The 22466-nt window shown below is 59.8% G+C and carries 28 protein-coding genes and 1 tRNA gene; 7 read left to right on the top strand and 22 right to left on the bottom strand.

Translation table 11 applies throughout. The features are described 5' to 3' along the window. Position 1: 1 nt before the first annotated feature. The 19 genes from AC1DIH_RS02765 to AC1DIH_RS02675 all read right to left on the bottom strand — a co-directional run bounded on the left by AC1DIH_RS02765 (position 2) and on the right by AC1DIH_RS02675 (position 13031). Complete coding sequence (locus AC1DIH_RS02765) at positions 2-388, bottom strand: hypothetical protein (protein WP_427544667.1); 387 nt, start codon at positions 386-388, stop codon at positions 2-4. A gap of 101 nt (positions 389-489) precedes the next feature. Continuing rightward, entirely contained in the window at positions 490-1095 is a 606-nt protein-coding gene (locus AC1DIH_RS02760; protein WP_427544669.1) for a hypothetical protein, read from the bottom strand. Next, a complete protein-coding gene (locus tag AC1DIH_RS02755) occupies positions 1092-1406 on the bottom strand; it encodes a hypothetical protein (protein WP_427544671.1) in 315 nt (104 codons plus the stop codon). The genes AC1DIH_RS02760 and AC1DIH_RS02755 overlap by 4 nt, the downstream gene beginning before the upstream one ends. Positions 1407-1424: 18 nt before the next feature. Continuing rightward, on the bottom strand, positions 1425-1766 hold the full coding sequence (locus AC1DIH_RS02750) for a hypothetical protein (protein WP_427544673.1): 342 nt from the start codon (positions 1764-1766) through the stop codon (positions 1425-1427). Then, entirely contained in the window at positions 1759-3969 is a 2211-nt protein-coding gene (locus AC1DIH_RS02745; RefSeq protein WP_427544675.1) for a DUF927 domain-containing protein, read from the bottom strand. The genes AC1DIH_RS02750 and AC1DIH_RS02745 overlap by 8 nt, the downstream gene beginning before the upstream one ends. Further along, a complete protein-coding gene (locus AC1DIH_RS02740; protein WP_427544677.1) occupies positions 3966-4187 on the bottom strand; it encodes a hypothetical protein in 222 nt (73 codons plus the stop codon). Before AC1DIH_RS02740 ends, AC1DIH_RS02745 begins: the two co-directional genes overlap by 4 nt. Beyond that, complete coding sequence (locus tag AC1DIH_RS02735; protein WP_427544679.1) at positions 4180-4455, bottom strand: hypothetical protein; 276 nt, start codon at positions 4453-4455, stop codon at positions 4180-4182. Before AC1DIH_RS02735 ends, AC1DIH_RS02740 begins: the two co-directional genes overlap by 8 nt. Before the next feature lie 3 nt (positions 4456-4458). Beyond that, on the bottom strand, positions 4459-4791 hold the full coding sequence (locus AC1DIH_RS02730; protein WP_427544681.1) for a hypothetical protein: 333 nt from the start codon (positions 4789-4791) through the stop codon (positions 4459-4461). Further along, positions 4788-5033, bottom strand: coding sequence for a hypothetical protein (locus tag AC1DIH_RS02725; RefSeq protein ID WP_427544683.1), 246 nt, complete (start codon positions 5031-5033; stop codon positions 4788-4790). The genes AC1DIH_RS02730 and AC1DIH_RS02725 overlap by 4 nt, the downstream gene beginning before the upstream one ends. Positions 5034-5490: 457 nt before the next feature. Next, the gene (locus tag AC1DIH_RS02720) at positions 5491-6147 is read right to left on the bottom strand and encodes a KilA-N domain-containing protein (protein ID WP_427544685.1); all 657 of its coding nucleotides are present in this window, start codon (positions 6145-6147) and stop codon (positions 5491-5493) included. Further along, positions 6144-6449, bottom strand: a complete 306-nt coding sequence (locus AC1DIH_RS02715; protein WP_427544687.1) for a helix-turn-helix domain-containing protein — start codon at positions 6447-6449, stop codon at positions 6144-6146. Before AC1DIH_RS02715 ends, AC1DIH_RS02720 begins: the two co-directional genes overlap by 4 nt. Beyond that, positions 6450-6701 carry a helix-turn-helix transcriptional regulator gene (locus AC1DIH_RS02710; RefSeq protein ID WP_427544688.1) on the bottom strand — a complete coding sequence of 84 codons (252 nt, stop codon included), beginning with the start codon at positions 6699-6701 and terminating at the stop codon, positions 6450-6452. Between the two features lie 136 nt (positions 6702-6837). After that, on the bottom strand, positions 6838-7395 hold the full coding sequence (locus tag AC1DIH_RS02705) for a hypothetical protein (protein WP_427544690.1): 558 nt from the start codon (positions 7393-7395) through the stop codon (positions 6838-6840). After that, positions 7392-8597: a tyrosine-type recombinase/integrase gene (locus AC1DIH_RS02700; RefSeq protein WP_427544692.1), complete on the bottom strand. Its 1206-nt coding sequence runs from the start codon at positions 8595-8597 to the stop codon at positions 7392-7394. Before AC1DIH_RS02700 ends, AC1DIH_RS02705 begins: the two co-directional genes overlap by 4 nt. Before the next feature lie 208 nt (positions 8598-8805). Next, positions 8806-8881, bottom strand: a tRNA-Phe gene (locus AC1DIH_RS02695). Between the two features lie 103 nt (positions 8882-8984). After that, positions 8985-9257, bottom strand: a complete 273-nt coding sequence (locus AC1DIH_RS02690) for an oxidative damage protection protein (RefSeq protein WP_019691289.1) — start codon at positions 9255-9257, stop codon at positions 8985-8987. Beyond that, a complete protein-coding gene (gene mutY, locus AC1DIH_RS02685; protein ID WP_477770490.1) occupies positions 9254-10321 on the bottom strand; it encodes an A/G-specific adenine glycosylase in 1068 nt (355 codons plus the stop codon). The genes AC1DIH_RS02690 and mutY overlap by 4 nt, the downstream gene beginning before the upstream one ends. After that, a complete protein-coding gene (locus tag AC1DIH_RS02680) occupies positions 10318-12549 on the bottom strand; it encodes an AsmA family protein (protein ID WP_477770489.1) in 2232 nt (743 codons plus the stop codon). The genes mutY and AC1DIH_RS02680 overlap by 4 nt, the downstream gene beginning before the upstream one ends. An 83-nt stretch (positions 12550-12632) precedes the next feature. Beyond that, on the bottom strand, positions 12633-13031 hold the full coding sequence (locus tag AC1DIH_RS02675) for an acetyl-CoA sensor PanZ family protein (protein WP_103319673.1): 399 nt from the start codon (positions 13029-13031) through the stop codon (positions 12633-12635). Between the two features lie 271 nt (positions 13032-13302). On the opposite strand from AC1DIH_RS02675, the gene AC1DIH_RS02670 reads away from it, so the two are divergent. The 7 genes from AC1DIH_RS02670 to AC1DIH_RS02640 all read left to right on the top strand — a co-directional run bounded on the left by AC1DIH_RS02670 (position 13303) and on the right by AC1DIH_RS02640 (position 18991). Further along, positions 13303-15081, top strand: a complete 1779-nt coding sequence (locus AC1DIH_RS02670; RefSeq protein ID WP_477770488.1) for an OFA family MFS transporter — start codon at positions 13303-13305, stop codon at positions 15079-15081. 39 nt (positions 15082-15120) lie between these two features. Beyond that, entirely contained in the window at positions 15121-15714 is a 594-nt protein-coding gene (gene hisB / locus AC1DIH_RS02665; RefSeq protein WP_071552374.1) for an imidazoleglycerol-phosphate dehydratase HisB, read from the top strand. Continuing rightward, positions 15714-16352, top strand: coding sequence for an imidazole glycerol phosphate synthase subunit HisH (hisH, locus tag AC1DIH_RS02660; protein WP_347928641.1), 639 nt, complete (start codon positions 15714-15716; stop codon positions 16350-16352). The genes hisB and hisH overlap by 1 nt, the downstream gene beginning before the upstream one ends. Then, positions 16352-16609: a DUF2164 domain-containing protein gene (locus AC1DIH_RS02655; protein WP_046815284.1), complete on the top strand. Its 258-nt coding sequence runs from the start codon at positions 16352-16354 to the stop codon at positions 16607-16609. The genes hisH and AC1DIH_RS02655 overlap by 1 nt, the downstream gene beginning before the upstream one ends. 42 nt (positions 16610-16651) lie before the next feature. Then, on the top strand, positions 16652-17389 hold the full coding sequence (gene hisA, locus AC1DIH_RS02650) for a 1-(5-phosphoribosyl)-5-[(5-phosphoribosylamino)methylideneamino]imidazole-4-carboxamide isomerase (protein ID WP_054595157.1): 738 nt from the start codon (positions 16652-16654) through the stop codon (positions 17387-17389). 9 nt (positions 17390-17398) lie between these two features. After that, positions 17399-18169: an imidazole glycerol phosphate synthase subunit HisF gene (gene hisF, locus AC1DIH_RS02645; protein ID WP_145016691.1), complete on the top strand. Its 771-nt coding sequence runs from the start codon at positions 17399-17401 to the stop codon at positions 18167-18169. Between the two features lie 66 nt (positions 18170-18235). Then, complete coding sequence (locus AC1DIH_RS02640) at positions 18236-18991, top strand: substrate-binding periplasmic protein (protein ID WP_477770487.1); 756 nt, start codon at positions 18236-18238, stop codon at positions 18989-18991. Here AC1DIH_RS02640 and AC1DIH_RS02635 read toward each other — a convergent pair. The 3 genes from AC1DIH_RS02635 to AC1DIH_RS02625 all read right to left on the bottom strand — a co-directional run bounded on the left by AC1DIH_RS02635 (position 18972) and on the right by AC1DIH_RS02625 (position 22451). Further along, on the bottom strand, positions 18972-20225 hold the full coding sequence (locus AC1DIH_RS02635; RefSeq protein ID WP_477770486.1) for a trypsin-like serine peptidase: 1254 nt from the start codon (positions 20223-20225) through the stop codon (positions 18972-18974). The two genes, AC1DIH_RS02640 and AC1DIH_RS02635, sit on opposite strands and share 20 nt — an antisense overlap. A gap of 119 nt (positions 20226-20344) precedes the next feature. After that, entirely contained in the window at positions 20345-21130 is a 786-nt protein-coding gene (locus AC1DIH_RS02630) for a divergent polysaccharide deacetylase family protein (RefSeq protein WP_477770485.1), read from the bottom strand. A 1-nt stretch (position 21131) separates the two neighbouring features. Beyond that, on the bottom strand, positions 21132-22451 hold the full coding sequence (locus AC1DIH_RS02625) for a S41 family peptidase (RefSeq protein ID WP_123582053.1): 1320 nt from the start codon (positions 22449-22451) through the stop codon (positions 21132-21134). Positions 22452-22466: the final 15 nt, after the last annotated feature.

Genomic DNA, 22466 nt, shown 5'->3' with positions numbered 1-22466 from the left:
TTTACTCCGGTGCGCCCGTGGCGCTGTTGGTGGGCACGTCGACACGCAGTTGCATCGCCAGGATCATTCGGGATGCCATTGCGTCGTCACGAATAGCCTTCTCGCGTTGCGGATTTGGGTTCCAGGCTGAGCAATGAATGGCCTGATAAGCGCGAGCCCCGCGGAAAGTCCCACGCAACAGATCGGCCGAGATCCTGGCCTCGCTCTCGCTGAAGAAGGGCCCGTCTATGGTCACCTTCTGGCCGTCGCGGAGGTGCTGGACCTCCCAGACGACATACCCTCCGATCACTCGCGCATCGCTGGAAAAATCTAAGGTCTTGCACGCCTCTGCGAAGCGCTCTTGGTGTGTGGGCGGTTGGCTCGCTGTATTGCTGCCTTGGTCTGTCATGTACACCTCTGGCGTTGGTGATGGGCTGATGCCCGGTTGTGTTGCTCTGTGTGTCGCGACACGTTTTGCGAATTACGAAAACGTGTCGCGTACCGATGGGGTCATTTGCCGACGAGGCGCAGGTCGGGCGGCAGCCTTGGGCCGAATGGCGCACCAGGCGCGAACGGGTCGGGCAGAAGGTGCTCTGGGCATTCCCTGATGAAATTCATGGTTGCGAGTCGGCAGGCGTTGAACAGCGGTGCGTCGTTCCATTCCTGACCTCGGCGGGCGGCGCTGTCCTCCAGTGCGTAGGCGAACACCAGATCGGCCAGGCTGGCCAAGCCCTCCTTGCGCGCTGTCTCGCGCTCCACGGTATTGATCGCCAGCAGGTCGCACAGCCGATCGAAGCCAAGCCCGTTGGCCAGCCCCTCGGTATCCAGCACCAGCGAGCGCCCGAACCCGACGAGCACTGTGCGGAGGTCGTCCGACTCCACGCGACGGTGGTCGGCGGCCCGTTGCTCGAGCTCGGCGATGGTGCTGGCGGTGAATGGCAGGTATTGGCGCAACTTGCTGGCCTTGCGGCGGATGGCCCGGCGCTCGTCGCGGATCGAGTCAAGCCGCGCACCGAAAGCGCGGCAGATCCGCCGGGTGGTGATCAGGCTAGTGCTCATGCTGGCGCCGGGTTTCCTGGCGATGTCGACCAGGGCAATGACGAGGCTGGTGCTCATTGGGCTTTCTCCATGGGCGTTGAGTCGTAAGCGGCGCGCAGGTCAACGCCAGCCGAGCAGTGGCGGCCGGTGGGCGCGTAGCAGGAGCGGCAAACCATGATGTGGTTGAGGTACTGGTCACGGGCCTGTCGCCACTCAGGTGTGGCCGTGGCGGCACTGGCATGGGGGCCGGTAACGAACTGGGCAGGGTGCTCGACGCGGTTGGCCAGCACCAAATGCGGGCGAGACTGAGGGCGACTCCGCAATTTTGTGGAGTCGGTCCCGGCGATGGCCGGCGGCATGTGATCGAGCAGGGCGGACAGGAGGCTCATAGCGCCACCTCGGCCTGATTACTCGTAATCCAATGTTCCTGTGATTTCAAAAACGCCGGCAACAGCGGCAACAATGGCAACAGCCCCGTAAACCGTGGCCTCCAGGTGTTGCCAATGCTTCCAAATTGTTGCCACCGGATTTTTACCGGCAACAGTGATAACCAGGCTGACGGGTTGAGCTGGCCCCTTATATTGAAACTGAGGTGTGTGTTGCCAGTTGTTGCCACTCTTTTTATAGGGTGGCAACGGCTGCAAGCCACGTCCCACAAGGCCGTTGCCGGTGTTGCCACTGTTGCCAGTGATTCTAGGTTCCTGTGTATTTGGGCAATGCTGATTTGCCCGAGTGGAGGCGTCATACACCACCCCCTTCGCGGTCCATTGCCTCGGGATCGACCACGTACAGGCGTGCCTGGCCACCACCGGGGAGCCGGTAGTTTTTGGTTTTGCGTTCGTTGTCGCGGCGGGCCAGGACGTTCGCGCCTTCCAGCGCTTTGATGATGCGAGACAGGCCGTAGCCATGGGCAGCTTCGATCAGTGCCGGCTTGTTGAACAGGTACAGGCGGTTATTGCCCGTCAGCTCCCAATAGCCGGCGCGGTTGAATACCTTGGTGTCAGGCGTCACGTCATCGACATCGGAAAAGCGGCTACTGCCATGGCGATCGATGAAGTCGAGAATGCCGGCGAGGATCTGTCGGTCTTCAGCATTCCCGCTGCCTACCCGACTGAGCCATTCGCCATAGAGCAAGCGGCAGTCGGCGAGGGCGGTGCCCGGTTTCCATGGCAGCAGGCCGTAGGCGATGGCCATCTCGCCCGCCAGCGCGATGACGGCGAACCGATCGGCCACGCGCCCGGCCTGAGCGTTGTCCTCCACAAAGCTGGCGCGCACGCCGGCGAAGTCTTCGAGCAGTCCAGTACGGTCGTCACTGGCGAGCAGCTTCTCGACGAACGCTGGCCCGAGGTGGCCATGGTGGGCGCCGACGGCCACGGTGAGCTGCCGGTGGAAGTCCGCGCCCTCAAGCCCGTGCAATTCGTCAAAGGCCCGATGCGTGCGGGTGCCGGCGTTCACGTCGACCATGCGCAACTCGGCGCCAGCGTGAGCGGCATTGCCGGATATCGCGGCGTGTTCGGAGAGCGAGCGCTCGCCACTGGAGAGCGTCAGCAGGCGCCAGCTCAATTTGGCGCGACCTTCACGCTCACGGGTCATGGTGCCTTTGCCCTGGCCGTTGGCGAGCGAGTAGGCCATTTCCTGTACGCGCTTCGGGTCGGCGCGTTTGATCTCGTCCAACGGCAAGATGGTGTCGTTACGGCTCGACGCCTCGATCTCCAGGCCGCCCTTGGTCATGTCCCAACTGGCGGCGAATACGCCCGGGTCACCCCACACCGACGAGCCGATCAGTTGTGCCAAGGACTTGCCGCTCGAGCTGTCGCCCACCAGGTGAACACCACCCCCCAGCACGCCGACCAGACTCAACAACGGGCCGGCCAGCGAGCAGCCGATCGCCAGGGTCAGCACCGGGTTGCCGGCGCACTTCGCGGCCACTTCCGTCTGCCATAGCGCCAGCTCGCCGCGGCGGCTGAAAAGAACCTGAGCCTTGTTGCTGGCCTGGTACCGCACTTTGTCGCTGCCAATCGTCCGCCCGGGCAGCACGAACGCCCCCGACTCATGCCAACCCGGTCGGCTGGTGGTGGCGAACACCTCGGCAGGGTGTTGGTCAAGCAGGTACTCCATGAAGGTGCCGCGTTTCTTCAGGGCGATAATGACGCCCATGCCGAACAAGGCACGCCGGGCGTCCTCGCCGCTGCCGCCGAACACCTCCATGGCGATGATCCATTCCTTAATGCCACCCTCGGTGACCAGGCGCAGCAGACGCCCCTCGCTCCCATTGTCGCTGTTGGTGGTGCGGGCCACGACCGTGACGGGGCTGGCGATCCACTCATCAGTGATGGGACGGTCACCGGTATCGCCCTCAGCGTCGTCCTGGTCGGCGGCCGTGCGTTTGAAGCCGTGCCAGTAGACGCCCGGGCGCAGCTTGCGACCTTTCTCGTTGGTCACCCAATGCTCGTACACGGCCCAGCATGGCCTGTCGGGAGCAACTCTCACTGTCCCGTCTACGTCGAGTTCTGCGAGCTGATCATTGATCTCTCGCTCTCGTCCTACGGCAGTTTGTAACTGGTCCAGATCAATGGCGCTGAGCGCTTCCCCACGGTCTAGCTGAGCGGCGGCAATAGTCTGGATCAGCCTTGCCTGATTGCGGGCGCTCTCCAGGGACTTTCGCTGGTAGTCGAGTCGTGCCGTGTCGCTCAGATTCCCGGCAAACAAGTCCTTGAGCTCAAGGCCGATTGCGGCGAGAACATCAGAGGTAGCGCAGCCGCCGAAGCAATGAATCAGCACGCGACCGTCAATGCCGGACGCCACGCTTAACGATGGTGACTTGTCCTGGTGCGCAGGACATTTGGCCATGTAGTTATCCGTTGCGGACCGCCTCACTCCATCCAGCCTGGGGAGTACGAGGCTATGAAGCGGATCATCACCGACGATGGTTAGCTTTGGAGTGCCCCTCATGCGGCGCCCTCCGGTTCGTATCGCGCCAGCACGCGGCCGATCTGTTTAACGATTGCGTCGGCTTGCTTGCGGCTGTGCTCGTTCGCCGCGCTGTCACGCAGTTGCACCAGATCGCTGAATGCGCCGATCAACAAAATCCGGCCGTAGTCGTCCATATGCGGCGGCACGTCGTCGCGCACGGTGATGGCGCCCAGCTCGAAAGGAATCACGTTACCCATGGCTGGCGCTCCCAGCGAAGGCTCGACAAACCCGGCCGTTGTTCACCGCATGCCAATAGGTCAGCTCGTCGATTGAGTCGACCAGGCAGGTCGTCACCTGGGCATCAGCACTACGCATAACTACGCGCCCGCACTCCGCGTCGACCTCGGTCAGGAATGGCCCCAGCAATGCCTTTGGCACCTTCGGGTGACTGACGTAAAACAGCTCTTTGGCTTTCTTCGGGCAAGCCGATCCCGTCGACGCTAGTGCGCCGTTTTGAATTTTCATGGTTTAAATCTCTTCGGAGTCGGTCGGTTCGAACCGTGTTGCGCCGCCGCGAATAACACGAAGCCCAATTACCGCCGCCCGGGCCACGCGATCAATGAAGCCAATTTCAAGACAGGTGTAGCGGCCACCCATCCCGACAAGTGCGAACTGGATGGCGTAGAACGCTTCAGTTTCATCGTGCGCCGCCAGGTCGCGCACTTCACCTTCGAAGAAGTCGACACCCTTCTGCCAGTCAGCCGCTACACCGGGATTGTTCCGCGGCCAGTTGATCAATCGCCCTTCGGAATCACGCGTCGTGAAGCTCAGGTCGTCACGGATTTTGATTTGCGCGCTCATTTGGCCACCTCCGCGGCGTCCAGAACCTCTTGCATCTTCTCCACCTCAGAATCGACGTAGTTCGCCCAGTCGTAGCCGAGAAAGCCGCCGAGGTTCGCCAGCTCCTCGATGTCGTGCGACGTGCCGTGCTTCATGTCCTTGATGATGGAGTTGAACAGCACTCGCATGTGATTGATGCGTTCCTGGGTAGCGCGCAGCAGGTCAAGTGCGTCGTCGGCGATGTTGGCGGTGCTCTGGGTCATTGCGCACCGCCTTGAGCTTCCAGGGTGCGAACGATGGTCATGTGGGCGTTGTAGCGAGTGAGGCGAACGGAGAGGGACGAGTTTGCGCGGAGGGCGCTCAAAGCCATGCGGCGGTGAGCAAATGCGCGAAGAGCGGACGGATTGAGGGCGTGTTTCATTGGTACAGCTCCTAACGTTGAGGAGCCGCCACTACCTGCTGCAAAACAGAATTGGGTGGCGGCTGTGCGCAGGTTTGCAGACCGGGACGTTAGGAGCCCGGCGCGCTCGAAAGCGCCCCACGCACAGCCACCATAAAACGAAGTTGCAGGCATGAAAAAAGCGCCAACTTTCGAGACGGTGGCGCTTATGCGCCTAACGATATTCGGGCTGCAAAACCCGGTCGCTGAATTTGCAGCGACGGGCGGACGATAACTCCGATGGGCGAGCTTGGCAACAGTTGGGAATGATTGAGTGGGCGTCATGCGGCAATCCTCCGCCGGTGTTTGCTCTGTAGCCCATGGACGTAGCACAGCAGGTTAGCTTTACGCTCGGCGTAGGCCATGCCCGAGCCAATCAGTGCCGTGTCGCGCAGCTCGGCCAAGGTGACTAGCTCCAGCTCACCAGCGTTCAACTGGTCGCGGTTGCGTCCGACGAACGCCCCGGTAATCACCTCGTTGATGAGTCGAGCTTCGTTGATGAAGTGGTGTCGCTGAGGCGTCTTGCCTTGAGCCTCGCAGTTGAGCGCCAGCGCATCACACACGGCGCGGTAGCCTATGGCAGCCTCACGCCGGGCGCTGGCCCATGGCTTCGACTCGCCGCGCAGCAGGGCATCTACCTGCTCGTCACACCAGATCTCAAAGTCCACAGAGAGCCAGCGGGCGAACTTCACCGCTAGCTTGGGGTGGAGCCAGGTACCGCCGCCGCGGTCCTTCCTTGCGCGGCTGGTTTTTACATATGTGATTTCCCCATATGTACGCTGCAGACCTTCCAGATAGCGGATTGCATCGGGCAACCTGAGCCATTGTGCGGGCTCTTTGCCGAACTGCGCAGCGGCTTCAGTTGCATTGATCCAGCCGTCGGCATTGAAACGCACGGCCTGGCCCTCGTAGTCGAAGGGAATTATGCGGGCTGTCATGCCGCCACCTTCGCACCGGGCTCGGAGATCAGTGTGTAGACAGCAACACCACGGTGGATGCGGCCCCACTCGTCCGTCATCGTGATGCGGTTGGTAATGATCTTGTAACCGGCGTTCCTAAGATCGCAGATCCGCGCACCAGGACGGCAGATGTTCAGGTCGCGCATGATTGCGAAGGTGTCGGCAGGCCCCTGGCGTAGGCGCGGAACAAGCCGCGCTAGTTGGGCGTCGTTGCTGGTATTCTCTACGTGAGTATTTTCGTGGCTGGCCTTATTAGGTTGGCCATTTTTTTGGTCGGTCATCTAGGCCGCCTCTACTCGCAAAGCGACCAACGAGTCGCACCAGGCAATTACCTCGGCCTCAATCCAGACTGCAGACTTTGGCCCAAGCATCACCTGTTTAGGGAAGCGCCCTGCTGCAATGCGACGGTAAATCTCAGATGTAGAGAGCGTGGTCAGAGCCTTGACCTCGCCAAGCTTGATAAAGCGACGGGGATGATCCCCTGTGGTAGTCGGTTGTTCAGATTTGCGAATAGGGTGGGCTTGAGTTGCCATCGACTGCGCCTCCTGGGGCGGTGTTGGTTACGATGGCTGAATATTCGACGGAAGCCCTTTTTTTAAAAATCCTCTACAGTCACGACAAATTGGTTTTCCCTGATGAGAAACAGGTTAACCGTGACGATAGGGGTATTTATCTACCAGGCAGGCTTGCGTGTTCTGGCACTTCTTTCTCTTTGAGCCATTTCACCAATTGCTCAGATTTTCCTGGTAAAGCATCGTGAAAGCCTTCTTCAAGCAGTGCTTTGTATACTTTGTCAGCCATTTCAGAAACTCGAATCTTCTTGTCGATATCGGCGATCCACAGATCCTTTGCAATGACCCAAGCCCTTTCTTTAGCCATTGACTTCTTCTTTGGTGTGGCTCGGCTGCGCTCGGTCTCTGCTATTTCACAGGCTGTTGCGATTTTGTTGTTCAGTACAGCAAACACAAGTCCAGAAACCCCTTCTGTCAAACGGGGTGTAATTTCAGGAAGGATCATCATTAGCTTTTCAAATGTCGCGAAGGCATTGTCGAGGCAGTCTTTGACATTCTCTTCGCTAATTTTATTTTCGAGGGAAAGCTCCATCAGTCTTTTCAGTTGTTGGAAATTTAATGGATCGCTTTGGCTCTGTGCCTCTGCAAACTCTTCAATCAGGCGATCCAAAGGCTCCATGAACTCACGTTCGATCTTTGTGGGTTTTGTACTCATACGGCACTCCGAATAGAAACTACCTTCGCACCAGCACATAGCGCGTCAATGGAGTCAGCCCATTCCTGCATCATTCCCCGGCGTTGCTCGACATAGGCCGCATGGTTATAGGTGCCACGGATCTCGTCACTGTCACCGTGGGCAAGCTGGCGCTCGATCCAGTCCTTGTTGTACCCGCGCCCGTTCAGTTCGGTACTCAGCAGGTGGCGGAAGCCATGGCCTGTCTGCCGACCTTCGTAGCCCATCACTCGCAGTGCTTTGTTCACCGTGTTCTCGCTCATAGGGCGATCGGGATTGGCGCCAGCAAAAACCAATGCATAGCGCCCAGTGACCTCTTGGAGTTGGCGCAGGATGGCAACGGCCTGGCGGGGCAGGGGGACGATATGAGGCCGGCGGGCTTTCATGCGTTCGGCTGGAATCGTCCAGGCAGCGCCCTCTAGGTCGAACTCTGTCCAAGGGGCTTGGCGAAGTTCGCCAGGGCGAACGGCTGTCAACGCGAGCAGACGGATAGCGTGCCGGGTCAGGGTATGGATGTTCGCAGCTTCGCATTTGCCCAGAAGCTCGGGCAATTCGTTAAAGGTGATGTGCGGGTGATGGCGAGCGGCTTTTGTTGGCGCAGCTACCACGTTCAGATCGGTGGCCGGATTGACCTCTACGACGCCCTTGGCCAGCCCATACCGAAATATCTGGTGTAGCCATTGGCGGATCTTGCCGGCGGCATTCAGCGTGCCCCTGGCTTCCACTTTGCGCACCAACTCCACCAGATCGGGCCGGGTGATCGCTTTCACCGGGCGGGCGCCGATACCCGGAATCAGATCATTCTCCAGATACAGCTTGGCTTTGTAGGTAGTGCTCTCTGCCCAGCGAGGGGCGTTGTAAGCGAACCACTCACGTGCCAGCGTCTCGAAAGTCAGCCCCTCGACCCTCTGCGCCTGTTTGGCTGCTTTCTTTTGCTCGCCGGGGTCTGTGCCCTCAATCAGTAGCTGGCGCGCCCCATCGCGAAGCTGGCGGGCTTTTAGCAGGGTGATGGCAGGGTATGCACCGATCGCCAGCATCTTCGCGCTGCCGTTGAAGCGGTACCGATAGCGCCATAGCTTGGAGCCGGTCGGGGTTACTTCAAGGCATAAACCGTTGGCGTCGGTCAGCCGGTAAAGCTTGTCCTTCGGCTTGGCGGTACGGATGGTGGTATCTGAGAGTGGCACGCTGCCTCCTTGCAGGCCGCACCAGCCGGGCGTTTTGCCGCGCTGGTGTGAGTAGATTTCTAGACCGAACTGGATCTACTCACGAATCTACTCACATATGTTTGGGCTTACAAGGGAAGGGTTGGGAACCGTAGAAAGCAAAAAGCCCGCACTAGGCGGGCTTCTTGTGTGTTTTCAGGTGTGCTTGGCATCACCTGAAAACGAAAGGTGGTGCCCAGAGACGGAATCGAACCGCCGACACGGGGATTTTCAATCCCCTGCTCTACCGACTGAGCTATCTGGGCAACGGGGCGCATTAAACGGGTTTTTCAGGGGGTCGTCAAGCAAGTTTTCAAAAAATATTTAATTATTACCGTCGCTTACGATCCAACCCCCGTTTTTACGGGATTACTCGGCAGGTGGAACGTAGCCTTCGGCCTTGGCGTATTCCTCGCCGGAGAAGTACTTGTCCATCTCGCCCTGAAGATATTTGCGGTCTTCGGCGTTCATCATGTTCAGGCGTTTTTCGTTGATCAGCAGGGTCTGGTGTTTTTGCCAGTCGGCCCAGGCCTTGGCCGAGACGTGGTCAAAAATGTCCTGACCTTTGGCGCCCGGGAACGGGGCGCGCTCCAGGCCTGGCAATTGTTCTTTGTACTTGCGGCACATGATGGTGCGGGTCATGACGACTCTCCTGCGTTCAATACATCGGCCGCGCGCTTCAGCAGTTTTTTTACCGGGGCGGCAAGGCCCAGGCGCGGCGGGGTGGCGAGGTTATACCAGAGCCAGTCGGCCTCGGCCACGTGATGGCCGGCCTCCTGGACCTGGACCAGCCAGGGTTCGATAGCCAGTTGGAAATGGCTGAAGGTGTGCACCAGGCTCGGCAGTTCAACGTGTTTGCCCAGTTCCAGCGAGTGTTGCGATGCCAGGTGTTCCAGATCACCGAGGTCGTCGAGTTCCGGCAGGCTCCACAAACCGCCCCACAAGCCCGTGGAAGGGCGGCGGTAAAGCAGAATGGCGCCGTCGCTGTTGGCGAGCATCGGCATCAGCGTGCGCTTCTGTGGCACGGTTTTACGCGGTTTGGGGATCGGGTAGCGGGTTTCCAGGCCGAGCATGTGCGCCTCACAGCCCTTTTCCAGCGGACACAGCAGGCAACTTGGCTTGCTGCGGGTGCAGAGCGTAGCGCCCAGGTCCATCATCGCCTGGGTGTAGGCGTTGACCCGATCGTAAGGCGTGAAGCGCTCAGCGTTGGCCCACAGCTGCTTGGCAACCTTCGGTTCGCCGGGGTAGCCCTCTTGCGCGGTAAAGCGTGCCAGCACCCGTTTGACGTTGCCGTCGAGGATCGGCGCGCGCAAGCCCATGCTCAGGCTGGCGATGGCGCCCGCAGTGGACAGGCCGATGCCCGGCAAATCAGTGAGCTTTTCGACATCCCGGGGAAACTCGCCGCCGTACTCGGCAACGACGATCTTCGCGGTTTTTTGCAGGTTGCGGGCGCGGGTGTAGTAACCCAGTCCGGTCCACAGGTGCAGCACTTCATCTTCTGGCGCAGCGGCCAGGGCTTCGACTGTTGGCAACGACGCCATGAACCGGTCGAAGTAGTTCAGTACGGTGCTGACCTGAGTTTGCTGCAGCATGATTTCGGAGACCCACACCCGATACGGGGTGACGCCCTGTTGCCAGGGCAGGTCGTGGCGGCCGTGGCGGTCGTACCAGTCCAGCACTGCGGTTGAGAACTGCTCGGCTTTCATCGCTTGAACAACCCCTTGAGGGCGTTTTTCAGTTCCGGACTGACTTTGTCGCCGAGTTTCTCATCGATTTTTTCGCCGAGCCTGTCCCCCGCCAGTTTGCTCGCCATCTGACCAAGACGCTCGTTGTCCAGGCGGCAGGCCTTGGCGCCGAGTTCCAGCGGTCCGCGGCAGCGCAATGGCCACTCGATACTGGCATAGCGCTCGTTGACCTGGCAGGCCGGGTCCGGCATGTCGCTCTTGTCACCTTCGACGATGATGCCAATGCGGTAATCCATGCCCAGCACACGCAGGTCGACGTCACCGTTGCCGTTGACGGTCATGCCCGGGATACGGACTTTCAGGTCCGGATTGCTGGCCACACCATTGCGCAACGTCAGGTTGCCCTTGAGTTCCTGGAAGGGGGTGTCCTTGCCATGCGGTTCGCCACTGAGGGTTTTGTGGTTCAGGGTGGCGATGCCTTTGCACAGCTGTTGCTCGAGGTTGGCGTTGAGCAGCACGCCGTTATTGAGCACAAAACTGGCCGTGCCATTGAGGCTGTCGATCAGTGCTTTCTGGCTGTTGCCGCTGGCGGTCAGGTTGCTGTTGAGCGTGACCAGGCCTTTGACTGGCGGTTTTTTCCCCTGGCTTTCGAGAATGTTCTCCACCGGGACTTTGCTGATCTGCGTTTGCATGCTCAGCGATGGCACAGGTTGGCGTACATCCAGCGTGCCCTTGGCGGCGAAGTTGCCGTTGTAGAGATCGCCACGCAGGTTTTCCAGGGTCAGCAGGCCGCCTTGGCCGGTGGCTTTCAGTGCGGCATTCTGGATCGACAGCTTGTCGAGGGTCAGCTGGCCGAAGGTCAGGTCGGCGTCCAGATCCAGTTTGCTCAGGCGTTCCGCCGGAATCAGTTTGTCGTTGCTCCAGGCGCCTTTGGTGGGGGCGTTCGGCAGTGGTGTGCTGCCGGCGCCGGCCAGTGCGTTGGTCTCGGTGCTGCTGACTTCCGACTGACGAGCCACTGCAGCGCTGTTGGCTTCGGCGGATTTTGGCGGCAGGTAGCGATCAGCGTTGAAGGTGTCGCCCTTGAGCTGCACGCGCAACGATTGCTTGGCGAAATCCTCGACGGCGATACGCCCGCTGAAACTGCTGTCGTCGACTTTCAGGTTGAGATCGTCCAGCACCACGCTGCTCGGGGTACCGGCCAGGCGACTGACCAGTTCGACTTTGCTCAGGCTGCCCTCGGCCATGGCCGGGAGTTTCTGGCCGATGCTGTCGACAAACTTCGCCAGGTCAAATTGGGCAATCGACACCCCGCCGCTGATTTGCGGGGTTTTGTCCAGGTCGTTGACTTTCAGTTCACCGAGCGCGCGCAACTGGTTGGCAGAGATCTTGATGCCGGTCCATTCGGCGACATTCGCGGCTTTATCCAGCAACAGTTGGCCTTGAGCGGCATAGGTCACGATCTTGCCTTGCAGCGGTTCGCCGGAGATTTCGCCTGTCAGTTTCATGTCTTCGAACTGGTAGCGCTGGAGGGCGCGTTCAAAACGCAGCTCGCCGTTGAGTTCGGTGCGCACACGCACGTCCGGCTGGTTGCTGGCCAGGAATGCCGTCAGCTTGACCTGAATGTTGGTTGCGTCATGCACCGGGCCGGTGCTCAGCTGGATGCTTTCGGCGCTGAACTGCTTGCCGGTTCGCTCATCGTTGTATTCAACCCGGGCGTTGTTCACGGTCAGGCTGTCGATGTCGAGACGAATCGGTTGGGCCGGTTTTTCCGGGGTCGCGGGTATTTCGGCGACCGGCTCGCTGGTGCTGCCGGTCGCCGGCGCATCTGCCTTGGCGGCGACAGGCGGGACCTTGCCGATGTCTTCCCAGTTACCGTGGCCATTTTTGTCACGGTTGAGGCGCAGGTTCAGGCCCTCGACGCGGACATCGCTCATCTGCACTTCGCGGCGCAGCAACGGCAGCACCCGCACGGACAGGCCAAGCATTTGCAGGTCGGCAAACGGCTGGGTCGGATTGGCCAGGGTCGCGACGCCGGCATCGTGCAGCTCAAGGCCAAGCCAGGGGAACAGGCTCCAGCCGATATCGCCATTGAGCGTCAGCTCGATGTGGGCCTTGTCGCGGGCAATCTGGCGGATCTCGTCTTTGTAGTCGTTGGGATCGAAGAAGTGGGTCAGGGCAAAGCCCAGCGCCACAATGATCAGCAACAACCCGAGAAGCACCAATCCCAGGATTTTGCCGAACGCTTTCATGGGCGAGTCCTTGTAATGAGTCAATGTCGAAATTTAGCCACGGAGTATAGCGCCCCGAAACTGACGACTGGTCGGTGATCGCTCTAGAGCTGATCCAGCGGCAATTTGAGCTTGGCAGCCAGTGCCTGGGCTTCGAGGTGCCCGGCCGGGGCCTGCAAGTGCAATTTGGCCCCCGCGAGCTCGGCCATTTTTTGCGCTTCGCTGACCAGGCGTTCAGCCACGCCGCGGCGCCGGGTGATTTTTCGCACGCACAAATGGGATAGCTGCCAGATGTCCTGCTGCCGGTGCAGGCGTGCCGCGCCAAGCAGTCGGTCATTGAAGCGTCCGGCGATCAGCGAGCCGTCGCGCAGGCTGTGTTCAATCAGTTGCGCCTGATCGTTGAACGGAGCCAGCAGCCAATGTGGGGCGTCGTGGTAGATCTTCTGCAGATCCTGCTGATCCTGATAGCTGGGTTCGCTCAGCGATTCGACGACGATGGGCATAGGGTTTCCTGTGAAAGGGTTGTCCGGGTAATACCCGTCAATGGGTGAAACGTTTTTTAGTGCGTGATCGGAACAGATGTCACACAAAAGGTGATATCAGTTTGGTTTTTCTGTCACGGGCAAATGGTAATCTTTGCCGTTCGTCGGTCCTTCTGCGACCTGTCGTCGCGCCGAACGGAGCTCTACTCGATAAAACGGTCATGCCTGCGTGCAACAAGGCCGAGGGTAAAGAGTGTCTGGCGAACCATACTAATAATTGGGGGAAACACAAATGAGCACGAGTACCGAGGCGGGTATTATTCCCGCCCAGTCAGCGTTCCTGTCCAAGGAGCGGATCATCGCCAGGCCCGGTTTCAACCGTTGGCTGGTTCCACCGGCCGCGCTGGCCATCCACCTGTGCATCGGCATGGCCTATGGTTTTTCGGTGTTCTGGTTGCCGCTGTCCAAAGCCCTTGGCGTGACTGCGCCGCTGGCTTGCGCACCCGACATGAGCTTCATCGCGCAGATTTTCTCGTCCCAGTGTGACTGGCCGATTTCGATGCTCGGCTGGATCTACACCCTGTTCTTCATCTTCCTCGGCTGCTCGGCAGCGATCTGGGGTGGCTGGCTGGAACATGCCGGGCCACGCAAGGCCGGTGTCGTTTCGGCATTGTGCTGGTGCGGCGGTCTGCTGATTTCCGCGCTGGGGGTGTATACCCACCAGATCTGGCTGATGTGGATCGGCTCCGGCGTCATCGGGGGGATTGGCCTGGGGCTGGGTTACATCTCGCCGGTTTCGACCTTGATCAAGTGGTTCCCGGACAAGCGCGGCATGGCGACCGGCATGGCGATCATGGGCTTCGGCGGTGGTGCGATGGTCGGTGCTCCGCTGGCAGCAGCGCTGATGGGCCATTTCGCTTCGCCGGCTGGCGTCGGCGTGTGGCAGAGCTTCCTGGTGATGGCTGCGATCTACTTCGTGTTCATGATCGGCGGTGCGCTGTCGTACCGCGTTCCGCCAACCGGCTGGAAGCCCGAGGGCTGGACCGCCCCGGCGAAAAAAGCCGCGAACGCGATGATCACTCACCGTCACGTGCACGTTAACGTTGCGTGGAAAACCCCGCAGTTCCGTCTGGTGTGGCTGGTGCTGTGCCTGAACGTATCGGCGGGTATCGGCATCCTCGGCATGGCGTCGCCGCTGTTGCAGGAAGTGTTCGCCGGTAAATTGCTCGGTAACGACCTGACCTTCGGTCAGCTGGACGCCTCGCAATTGGCGTCGATCGCCGCAATCGCTGCCGGTTTCACTGGCTTGCTGAGTCTGTTCAACATCGGTGGACGGTTCTTCTGGGCGTCGTTCTCCGATTACCTGGGGCGTAAAAATACCTACTTCGTGTTCTTCGCCCTGGGTTTTGCCCTGTACGCGTTGATTCCGAACCTCGGCCATCTGGGCAACATCGCGCTGTTTGTGGCGGCGTTCTGCATCATTCTGTCGATGTACGGCGGTGGCTTTGCGACGGTTCCGGCGTACCTGGCGGACCTGTTCGGTACGCAGATGGTCGGTGCGATCCACGGTCGCCTGCTGACCGCCTGGGCCGCTGCCGGCGTGCTCGGCCCGGTGTTGGTGAACTACCTGCGTGAGTACCAGTTGAGCATCGGCGTCGAGCGAGCGGCTGCGTACGACATCACCCTGTACATCCTCGCGGGCCTGCTGGTGCTGGGTTTCCTCTGCAACCTGATGGTGCGCCCGGTGGCGGATAAATACTTCATGACCGATGCCGAACTGGCCGCCGAACAGGCGCTGGGTCATGACAAAGGTGCGAACAGCACGACCGTGCTGGAGTGGAAAGCTTCCTCGGGTAGCGTGCCATTGGCCCGCGATGAGGCCTCCACATTCAACATCTCTGTTGATTGTCAGGCCGCTATCGCGAGCAGGCTCGCTCCCACATTGGATCTGCGTATACACAGATTCTGGGTTTGCTGGCTTGTACTGACATGTATAGCCCCGGCGGCATTGGGTTCAGCCCGTCAGGGATATCACCTCGCGTGTTTCTGTTTGGCGTCCGCGCCCCTATAATGGTTGCCTTTTTCGCCCAATGATTTTGCGGAGCTGGTGATGGCCGAACGTAAGGCGTCAGTCGAGCGCGACACTCTGGAAACCCAGATCAAAGCCTCGATCAACCTGGATGGCACCGGAAAGGCCCGATTTGATATCGGTGTTCCCTTCCTTGAGCACATGCTGGACCAGATCGCCCGTCACGGGCTGATCGACCTGGATATCGAGTGCAAGGGTGACCTGCATATCGACGACCACCACACGGTGGAAGACGTCGGTATCACGCTGGGTCAGGCCTTCACCAAAGCCATCGGCGACAAAAAGGGCATCCGTCGTTACGGTCACGCCTACGTGCCGCTCGATGAAGCGCTGTCGCGCGTGGTGATCGACTTCTCCGGCCGTCCTGGCCTGCAGATGCACGTACCGTATACCCGCGCCACTGTCGGCGGCTTCGATGTCGACCTGTTCCAGGAATTTTTCCAAGGCTTCGTCAACCACGCCAACGTCAGCTTGCACATCGACAATCTGCGTGGGCACAACACCCACCACCAGATCGAAACCGTGTTCAAGGCCTTCGGTCGCGCATTGCGCATGGCCGTCGAGCTCGATGAGCGCATGGCCGGGCAAATGCCTTCGACCAAGGGCGTGCTGTAATGCAGACGGTCGCGGTTATCGATTACGGCATGGGCAACCTGCACTCGGTGGCCAAGGCACTCGAGCACGTCGGTGCCGGCAAGGTGCTGATCACCAGCGATGCCAGCGTGATTCGCGAAGCCGACCGGGTGGTTTTCCCCGGTGTGGGCGCGATTCGCGATTGCATGGCGGAGATCCGTCGCTTGGGCTTCGACTCGCTGGTGCGCGAAGTCAGCCAGGACCGTCCGTTCCTCGGCATCTGCGTGGGCATGCAAGCCTTGCTCGAACGCAGTGAAGAAAACGACGGCGTCGACTGCATCGGCCTGTTTCCCGGCCAGGTAAAGTTCTTCGGCAAAGGTCTGCATGAAGACGGCGAACACCTGAAAGTCCCGCACATGGGCTGGAACGAAGTGAAGCAGACGGTGAGTCATCCGCTGTGGCACAACATCCCGGACCTGGCGCGTTTCTACTTCGTGCACAGCTACTACATCGCCGCCGGCAATCCGCGGCAGGTCGTGGGTAGCGGTCACTACGGCGTCGACTTCGCCGCAGCACTGGCTGAAGGTTCGCGTTTCGCTGTGCAGTTCCACCCGGAGAAGAGCCATACCCATGGCCTGCAATTGCTGCAGAACTTCGCTGCGTGGGACGGTCGCTGGTAATGGCCGTCAAGAAAAAGCCACCGATTCTCACGCTCACACCCGAGCAAGAGAACGAGGCCAACAGCAAGATCAAGCGTTTCATGGAAGACCGCTTCGAACTTGACCTTGGCTCGTTCGAGGCGGCTGAAATTCTTGAGCTGTTTACCCGCGAAATTGCTCCGCACTATTACAACAGGGCGATTTTCGATGTGCAGGCGCACCTCAAGGAGAGGTTCGAAAGCATCGAAAGTGACCTGTGGGCGCTCGAGAAAAACTGATTTCCGAGCAACGCTGAAAAATCGAATTTAAAGGTTTGCCAGATGCTGATTATTCCCGCTATCGATCTTAAAGACGGTGCCTGCGTACGTCTGCGCCAGGGCCGCATGGAAGATTCCACAGTGTTCTCCGATGACCCGGTGAGCATGGCTGCCAAGTGGGTGGAGGGCGGTTGCCGTCGTCTGCATCTGGTCGACCTGAACGGCGCCTTCGAAGGCCAGCCAGTCAACGGCGAAGTGGTCACCGCGATCGCCAAGCGCTACCCGAACCTGCCGATTCAGATCGGTGGCGGTATCCGTTCTCTGGAAACCATTGAACACTACGTGAAAGCGGGCGTGAGCTACGTGATCATCGGCACCAAAGCCGTGAAAGATCCGGCCTTCGTCGCCGAAGCCTGCCGCGCTTTCCCGGGCAAAGTTATCGTGGGTCTGGATGCCAAAGACGGTTTTGTCGCCACCGACGGCTGGGCTGAAATCAGCACTGTGCAGGTCATCGACCTGGCGAAGCAGTTTGAAGCCGACGGCGTGTCTGCGATCGTTTATACCGACATCGCCAAAGACGGCATGATGCAGGGCTGCAACGTGTCGTACACCGCAGCACTGGCCGCCGCCACGCGGATTCCGGTGATTGCGTCCGGCGGTATTCACAACCTGGGTGACATCAAGTCGCTGCTCGACGCCAAGGCGCCGGGGATCATCGGCGCCATCACCGGCCGGGCGATTTACGAAGGCACCCTCGACGTTGCTGAAGCGCAAGCTTTCTGCGATTCGTACAAAGGCTGAGGACTTACCATGGCGCTGGCCAAACGCATCATTCCTTGCCTGGACGTGGATAACGGCCGGGTCGTCAAAGGTGTGAAGTTCGAGAACATCCGTGACGCCGGCGATCCGGTAGAAATCGCCCGTCGCTACGACGAGCAGGGTGCCGACGAGATTACCTTTCTCGACATCACCGCCAGCGTCGATGGCCGCGATACCACGTTGCATACCGTCGAGCGCATGGCCAGCCAGGTGTTCATCCCGCTGACCGTCGGCGGTGGCGTGCGCTCCGTGCAAGACATCCGCAACCTGCTCAATGCGGGTGCAGACAAGGTCTCGATCAACACCGCGGCGGTGTTCAACCCGGAGTTTGTCGGCGAGGCAGCACAGCATTTCGGCTCGCAATGCATCGTTGTCGCCATCGACGCCAAGAAGGTTTCACTGCCGGGCGAAACCCCGCGCTGGGAGATCTTCACCCACGGCGGTCGCAAACCTACCGGGCTGGACGCGGTGGAGTGGGCGAAGAAGATGGAAGGTCTGGGTGCCGGCGAAATCCTGCTGACCAGCATGGACCAGGACGGCATGAAAAACGGCTTCGACCTGGGCGTCACGCGTGCCATCAGCGATGCACTGGGGATTCCGGTGATCGCCTCGGGCGGCGTCGGCAATTTGCAGCATTTGGCTGACGGCATTCTCGAAGGTCATGCCAGCGCAGTGTTGGCAGCGAGTATTTTCCACTTCGGCGAATACACCGTGCCGGAAGCCAAGGCTTATATGGCGCAACGCGGTATCTGCGTCCGATAAAGGCCAGTGGACAGCATGGCGGGCTCAGGGCAAGCTTGGGCACGCCATGGATTCCGGTAAACCGTCATGCTCAAACGTCTTCTCCTGGTACTCGCCAGCGCCTCGTTACTACTGGCTGGCGCTGCACATGCTGCAGAAAAAGCCGACACCGATCTGGTGTTGCTGACGGAAAACTTCCCGCCTTACAACATGGCGAAGAACGGCAAGAACTTCGCTCAGGAAGACAACATCAATGGCATCGCCGTGGACATCGTCCGCGAGATGTTCAAGCGCGCCGATATCACCTACAGCCTGACACTGCGTTTTCCTTGGGAGCGAATCTACAAACTCGCCCTGGAGAACCCCGGGTATGGCGTGTTCGTCATGGCGCGACTGCCGGACCGCGAGAAACTCTTCAAATGGGTCGGCCCGATTGGTCCGGACGACTGGATCATGCTGGCCAAGGCTGACAGCAAGATCACCCTCGAGTCGCTGGCACAGGCGCGCAAGTACAAGATCGGCGCCTACAAGGGTGATGCGATTGCCGAGACACTGGCCAAGCAGGGTCTGAAGCCGATCGTGGTGCTGCGCGATCAGGACAACGCGAAGAAGCTGGTCAATGGCCAGATCGACCTTTGGGCGACGGGAGATCCTGCTGGCCGTTACCTCGCTCGGCAGGATGGCGTGACGGGCCTGAAGACCGTGCTGCGTTTCAACAGTGCCCAACTTTATCTGGCACTGAACAAAGACGTATCCGACGAAATCGTCGCCAGGCTTCAGGCCGCGCTGGATCAGTTGCGCCAGGAAGGCGTGGTGGACGACATCATGGCGCGGTATCTCTGATCGCGTTCAGTGCATTTCGAGCAACTGATGTGCGCTCAACAAGGTAGACCGCCCACGTGAATGCATTGCGTAACAATGCAGTGGTGATGGGTTGTTCTGCGCTATCGACTCCAATGATACACAGCACATGGACACCGGTTTGAGGCCCTATGGTCCGATTGATATAGGGCGTGACGGAGTCAAAGGCTGCACTGTAATGACTGGGTATACGGCAGTCTTTTGCATTGCGTGTTGTTTTGTATCGATAGAAGGGGGAGCTGATAGAGAACCTGTAGTTCCAGGTTGGCAAAATACTTTCCTGGCCAGTGCGCCGTTCCATGTAGACGTGGCTTCGGACGTTCCAGGGCTCTTCGATTGCGATGTCCACAGGTTGCAACTGGCAGTTTGTCGAGTTGCCGTCGAACACACCATTGATAAAACAGTAGTGCAGAAAGTTGGCGGCGTAGCTGTAGTTGTAGGTGCTCGCCTCGCAGGAGTCGCTGTAACTGCACTCTGATCGGTCTGTTCCCTCGGCAGCCAATGCGTACTTGCTGACGATGCTGGTGATATCACTGTTGCTACGATCCAGCATCGGACTTCCGGAGCTGCCGCCGCGGATTGCATCGCATCGATTTCTGAATGCCTGGGGAAATACGCCCGGATGCCCGACAAAGCTACCGGCCGATTGTTCCGAGCAAGCGCTCATGCGCAGGCCTTGTTCGGTGAACCCTGGTGGAGCTCCAATGTTCAGCACGTCGTGACTCTCGTCGCTCTGGTGGGCGGCAAGTTTGAGTGGTTTGATACCTGAATTGATGAGGCTCGCCAGTGAGCGCTCAACCTTTATTACGGCGAGATCGGTGCCGACAGTGCTGCTCCAAAGGGCGGTGCGTACCGGGTAGGTGGTCTGCCGCTCAGGTTCGTCATAAAAGTAGTTGAAGGTGATGTTCGCGACGATGGGCACGTTGGTGCGTGCGGTACCGTATTCGAAGAGCACGCAATGACCGCTGGTGATCAGATACGCAGGCCCTACGGCTTTGCCTTCGCTGTTTCGGGTGTCGAGCAGGGAGGCGGTGCATGAAGCGCCGGAGCTGAAGGTCAGGCGTCCGATACCGCTCCAGAGTGCGTAGCGCTTATCGCTGTTTTGCAGTGCCTTTGAGGCTGATTCGTTGGCGGCACCTTCTCCCAGGTCCCGCGCTTGCAGGCAGGTGCTGGTGATCAGCAGGCAGTAAAGGGTTAGATGATGGATATATTTCATGACCATTCCTTGGGGATGAAATTCGGAGCGAGCTCTATCCTGGCACGTGCCTGAGTACCTGAAGGCATAGATAGTTATTGCATCGCAGAAGGCCTGAGTCCAAGGCTCGGTGGTGCGTTTCAGCGGTTGCGGTAGTTCCCATCGGTGCCATGGGCCGCCGTCGCGCGATTGCTGCGCACGCTGATCATCAACTTGATATTGATCCAGTCGATGCCCTGGGCCTTGAGCTTGGGCAGTTCGCGCTCAAGCACTGCCAGGGTTTGTGGATAAGGGTGGCCGATCATTACCGCAGAGCCTTGCTTGTGGGCCAGGCTGATGGCGGTCTGTAGCTGAGTGAAGATTGCGCCCTCGGTGCGTTCGTCATCGAGAAACACATCGCGCGAAACACTCGCCAAACCGATCTTCTGCGCTTCGGCGGCGGCGACGGTCTGAGCACTGGTACGGCTGTCGACAAAGAACTTGTGCCGACGTTGCAGCTCGGCCATCAGCCAGGTCATGGCCGGTTGCTGGGCGGTCATGCGGCTGCCCATGTGGTTGTTGATGCCGCTGGTATAGGGCACGGCGTTGAACGCCGCATTCAGGCGTTTTTCCAGCTCTTCGATGGGGAGTTCGGGATGCCAGGCGAACGGGCCGGTGGCCGGGTCCATGGGCATGTGCAGTATGACGATCTTGCCGGCGCGGTGGGCCTCGCGGGCAAATTCGGCAGCGTGGGGCGTGTCGGGCATGATTGCCGTGGTCACCGGTCCGGGCAGCGCCAGCACACGGCGGTCGCGCGGCAGGTTTTGCCCGAGGTCATCGATGATCAGGCTCAGGTAGGCCTTGTGTGGCGCCGCCGTCTCGGCAGGCGCCGCATGAGCAGCACCCGCCAGACAACACAGCAGGCTGAGGATGACCCGCAAGCGCATCTCAGTGGCCGCGGGTGATGCTCAGGCCTTTGAGCAGGCTCAGGGCCTGGGCCAATTGGTAATCGTCGTCCTGTGGCATCGGTTTGGCTTTGCCGCTGGACTTGGTTGGCTTGTCGGCGCCGCCGTTGCCATTGCCCAGGTGACCTTGCAGATCGGCTTCCTTGAAGTATTCGCCGTCCTGCTCGTTGGTGATCTTGGCCTTGCGCACTTCGATGTCCGGAACGATGCCCTGGGCCTGGATCGAGCGCCCGTTCGGCGTGAAGTACAACGCGGTGGTGATCTTCAACGCACGGTCGTTGTTCAGTGGCAGCACAGTTTGCACCGAGCCTTTACCGAAACTGGTGGTGCCCATGACCACGGCGCGTTTTTGATCCTGCAAGGCACCGGCGACAATTTCCGAAGCCGAGGCGCTGCCGCCGTTGATCAGCACGACCATTGGCACCGCTTCGCTTTCGTCCTTGCCGGTGGCAGAGAAGCGCAGTTCGGAGTTGGCGATGCGGCCCTTGGTGTAAACGATCAGGCCTTTGGTGATGAAGTGGTCGACCACTTCGACCGCCGCTTGCAGCACGCCGCCCGGGTTGTTGCGCAGATCAAGCACGATGCCGCTGAGCTTCTTGCCGTTGTCCTTGCGCAACTTGGCCAGGGCCTTGGAGACCTCTTCGCCGGTCTTGACCTGGAACTGGGTGATGCGGATGTAGGCGTAGCCCGAATCCAGCAACTGGCTCTTCACGCTCTTGACCTGGATGGTCGCGCGGGTCAGCGTCACGTCGAACGGTGCACCACCGTCGCGCACAAGAGTCAGGGTGATCTTCTCGCCGATCTTGCCGCGCATCTTGTCCACGGCTTCGGTCATGCTCTGGCCGCGGGTTGGCTGGCCATTGATCTTGACGATGAAGTCGCCGGCCTGGATGCCGGCCTTGGAGGCTGGCGTGTCATCGATCGGCGAAACGACTTTGATGAAACCGTCTTCGGCGCCGACTTCGATGCCCAGGCCGCCGAATTCGCCGCTGGTGCTTTCCTGCAGCTCGGCAAAGTCTTCCGGGCCGAGGTAGGCAGAGTGCGGGTCGAGGTTGCTGAGCATGCCCTTGATGGCATTTTCCAGCAGGGTCTTGTCGTCAACCGGTTCGACATAGGCAGCCTTGATCCGGTCCATGACCTCGGCAAAGGTGCGCAGCTCTTCCAGCGGCAATGGCGCCTTGGTGGTCGCGGCAGTGCCCGCAGGCGCAACCGCCGGGGCAGGTTGAGCGGCAAACGCCAACGGCGCACCGATCACCAGAGCGATCGTCAGGGCCAGCGAATTGAGGCGGGACAAATGCAGCATGTCGAACGAACTCCT

The organism is Pseudomonas sp. 05N36 (assembly GCF_056397385.1).
This window is presented reverse-complemented; position numbering and strand designations above follow the sequence as displayed.

Coding starts and splice junctions, on each gene's coding strand:
- AC1DIH_RS02765 (WP_427544667.1), bottom strand. CDS start 388: ATGACAGACCAAGGCAGCAATACAGCGAGCCAACCGCCCACACACCAA.
- AC1DIH_RS02760 (WP_427544669.1), bottom strand. CDS start 1,095: ATGAGCACCAGCCTCGTCATTGCCCTGGTCGACATCGCCAGGAAACCC.
- AC1DIH_RS02755 (WP_427544671.1), bottom strand. CDS start 1,406: ATGAGCCTCCTGTCCGCCCTGCTCGATCACATGCCGCCGGCCATCGCC.
- AC1DIH_RS02745 (WP_427544675.1), bottom strand. CDS start 3,969: ATGAGGGGCACTCCAAAGCTAACCATCGTCGGTGATGATCCGCTTCAT.
- AC1DIH_RS02740 (WP_427544677.1), bottom strand. CDS start 4,187: ATGGGTAACGTGATTCCTTTCGAGCTGGGCGCCATCACCGTGCGCGAC.
- AC1DIH_RS02735 (WP_427544679.1), bottom strand. CDS start 4,455: ATGAAAATTCAAAACGGCGCACTAGCGTCGACGGGATCGGCTTGCCCG.
- AC1DIH_RS02730 (WP_427544681.1), bottom strand. CDS start 4,791: ATGAGCGCGCAAATCAAAATCCGTGACGACCTGAGCTTCACGACGCGT.
- AC1DIH_RS02725 (WP_427544683.1), bottom strand. CDS start 5,033: ATGACCCAGAGCACCGCCAACATCGCCGACGACGCACTTGACCTGCTG.
- AC1DIH_RS02720 (WP_427544685.1), bottom strand. CDS start 6,147: ATGACAGCCCGCATAATTCCCTTCGACTACGAGGGCCAGGCCGTGCGT.
- AC1DIH_RS02715 (WP_427544687.1), bottom strand. CDS start 6,449: ATGACCGACCAAAAAAATGGCCAACCTAATAAGGCCAGCCACGAAAAT.
- AC1DIH_RS02710 (WP_427544688.1), bottom strand. CDS start 6,701: ATGGCAACTCAAGCCCACCCTATTCGCAAATCTGAACAACCGACTACC.
- AC1DIH_RS02705 (WP_427544690.1), bottom strand. CDS start 7,395: ATGAGTACAAAACCCACAAAGATCGAACGTGAGTTCATGGAGCCTTTG.
- AC1DIH_RS02690 (WP_019691289.1), bottom strand. CDS start 9,257: ATGACCCGCACCATCATGTGCCGCAAGTACAAAGAACAATTGCCAGGC.
- mutY (WP_477770490.1), bottom strand. CDS start 10,321: ATGAAAGCCGAGCAGTTCTCAACCGCAGTGCTGGACTGGTACGACCGC.
- AC1DIH_RS02680 (WP_477770489.1), bottom strand. CDS start 12,549: ATGAAAGCGTTCGGCAAAATCCTGGGATTGGTGCTTCTCGGGTTGTTG.
- AC1DIH_RS02675 (WP_103319673.1), bottom strand. CDS start 13,031: ATGCCCATCGTCGTCGAATCGCTGAGCGAACCCAGCTATCAGGATCAG.
- AC1DIH_RS02670 (WP_477770488.1), top strand. CDS start 13,303: ATGAGCACGAGTACCGAGGCGGGTATTATTCCCGCCCAGTCAGCGTTC.
- hisB (WP_071552374.1), top strand. CDS start 15,121: ATGGCCGAACGTAAGGCGTCAGTCGAGCGCGACACTCTGGAAACCCAG.
- hisH (WP_347928641.1), top strand. CDS start 15,714: ATGCAGACGGTCGCGGTTATCGATTACGGCATGGGCAACCTGCACTCG.
- AC1DIH_RS02655 (WP_046815284.1), top strand. CDS start 16,352: ATGGCCGTCAAGAAAAAGCCACCGATTCTCACGCTCACACCCGAGCAA.
- hisA (WP_054595157.1), top strand. CDS start 16,652: ATGCTGATTATTCCCGCTATCGATCTTAAAGACGGTGCCTGCGTACGT.
- hisF (WP_145016691.1), top strand. CDS start 17,399: ATGGCGCTGGCCAAACGCATCATTCCTTGCCTGGACGTGGATAACGGC.
- AC1DIH_RS02640 (WP_477770487.1), top strand. CDS start 18,236: ATGCTCAAACGTCTTCTCCTGGTACTCGCCAGCGCCTCGTTACTACTG.
- AC1DIH_RS02635 (WP_477770486.1), bottom strand. CDS start 20,225: ATGAAATATATCCATCATCTAACCCTTTACTGCCTGCTGATCACCAGC.
- AC1DIH_RS02630 (WP_477770485.1), bottom strand. CDS start 21,130: ATGCGCTTGCGGGTCATCCTCAGCCTGCTGTGTTGTCTGGCGGGTGCT.
- AC1DIH_RS02625 (WP_123582053.1), bottom strand. CDS start 22,451: ATGCTGCATTTGTCCCGCCTCAATTCGCTGGCCCTGACGATCGCTCTG.